This window comes from Streptococcus infantis (assembly GCF_001579645.1).
Taxonomy (GTDB): domain Bacteria; phylum Bacillota; class Bacilli; order Lactobacillales; family Streptococcaceae; genus Streptococcus; species Streptococcus infantis_E.
Genome location: NZ_KQ970819.1, coordinates 237,417 through 239,091 on the forward strand (window position 1 = coordinate 237,417; position 1,675 = coordinate 239,091).

1 protein-coding gene and 2 tRNA genes are annotated in these 1,675 nt (G+C 39.8%); all 3 read left to right on the top strand.

Annotated features, from left to right (window positions below; translation table 11 throughout):
• The first annotated feature begins 50 nt into the window (after positions 1–50).
• Positions 51–131, top strand: a tRNA-Tyr gene (locus SINDD18_RS05485).
• A gap of 9 nt (positions 132–140) precedes the next feature.
• Positions 141–212 (top strand) — tRNA-Gln (locus SINDD18_RS05490).
• Between the two features lie 161 nt (positions 213–373).
• Positions 374–1,576 (top strand): 30S ribosomal protein S1, encoded by a 1,203-nt coding sequence (rpsA, locus tag SINDD18_RS05495; RefSeq protein WP_001001618.1) that lies wholly within the window; start codon positions 374–376, stop codon positions 1,574–1,576.
• Positions 1,577–1,675: the final 99 nt, after the last annotated feature.

A 1,675-nucleotide genomic window follows, 5' to 3' on the forward strand; every position in this document is an offset into this window, starting at 1 on the left:
AAGCTTGTTTTTTGTAAATTTTCATGATATAATAGTTTTTGTTGAACATTGGAGAGATAGCGAAGAGGCTAAACGCGGCGGACTGTAAATCCGCTCCTTCGGGTTCGGGGGTTCGAATCCCTCTCTCTCCATTTCACTTTTGGGGTATAGCCAAGCGGTAAGGCAAGGGACTTTGACTCCCTCATGCGTTGGTTCGAATCCAGCTACCCCAGTTCTTAGGTAATAAATTCAAGATAAAAAGAAAAATATCTTAGGGTATTTTATTTTTATAATTGAAGGACGTGAACGATATAACATGTCTTTGCGGGTGCTTAGGAAAAAATTATAAGTATGTCAAGTTTAAGAAAAACTTGATTGTTGGAGGATTTTTTAGATGAACGAATTTGAAGATTTGCTAAATAGCGTTAGCCAAGTTGAGCCAGGTGATGTTGTTAGTGCTGAAGTATTGACAGTTGATGCTACTCAAGCTAATGTTGCAATCTCTGGAACTGGTGTTGAAGGTGTCTTGACTCTTCGCGAATTGACAAACGATCGCGATGCAGATATCAATGACTTTGTAAAAGTAGGTGAAGTATTGGATGTTCTTGTACTTCGTCAAGTAGTTGGTAAAGATACTGATACAGTAACATACCTTGTATCTAAAAAACGCCTTGAAGCTCGCAAAGCATGGGACAAACTTGTAGGACGTGAAGAAGAAGTTGTTACAGTTAAAGGAACTCGCGCTGTTAAGGGTGGACTTTCAGTAGAATTTGAAGGTGTACGTGGATTTATCCCAGCTTCAATGTTGGATACTCGTTTTGTACGTAACACTGAGCGTTTTGTAGGTCAAGAGTTTGATGCTAAAATCAAAGAAGTTGATCCTAAAGAAAACCGCTTCATCCTTTCACGTCGTGAAGTTGTAGAAGCAGCTACTGCAGCAGCTCGTGCTGAAGTATTCGGTAAATTGGCTGTTGGTGATGTTGTAACTGGTAAAGTTGCACGTATCACAAGCTTCGGTGCTTTCATCGACCTTGGTGGTGTTGACGGATTGGTTCACTTGACTGAATTGTCACACGAACGTAACGTTTCACCAAAATCAGTTGTAACTGTTGGTGAAGAAGTTGAAGTGAAAATCCTTGATCTTAACGAAGAAGAAGGACGTGTATCACTTTCACTTAAAGCTACAACACCTGGACCATGGGATGGCGTTGAGCAAAAATTGGCTAAAGGTGATGTTGTAGAAGGTACAGTTAAACGTTTGACTGACTTCGGTGCATTTGTTGAAGTATTGCCAGGTATCGATGGACTTGTTCACGTATCACAAATTTCACACAAACGTATTGAAAATCCAAAAGAAGCTCTTAAAGTTGGTCAAGAAGTTACTGTTAAAGTTCTTGAAGTTAACGCTGATGCAGAACGTGTATCTCTTTCTATCAAAGCTCTTGAAGAACGTCCAGCTCAAGAAGAAGGACAAAAAGAAGAAAAACGCGCTCCACGTCCACGTCGTCCAAAACGTCAAGAAAAACGTGATTTTGAACTTCCTGAAACTCAAACAGGATTCTCAATGGCTGACTTGTTCGGAGACATCGAACTTTAATCCATTCGAATTTGAATAAAATCCTTTGTTTTTGAACTGCACCCCCAAAGTTAGACAGAAAAAATCTAACTTTGGGGGTATTTTATTATGGGCTCTTTG

Bases quoted from the DNA above. Each gene is read 5' to 3' on its own strand.
- rpsA (WP_001001618.1), top strand. From the start codon at position 374: ATGAACGAATTTGAAGATTTGCTAAATAGCGTTAGCCAAGTTGAGCCA.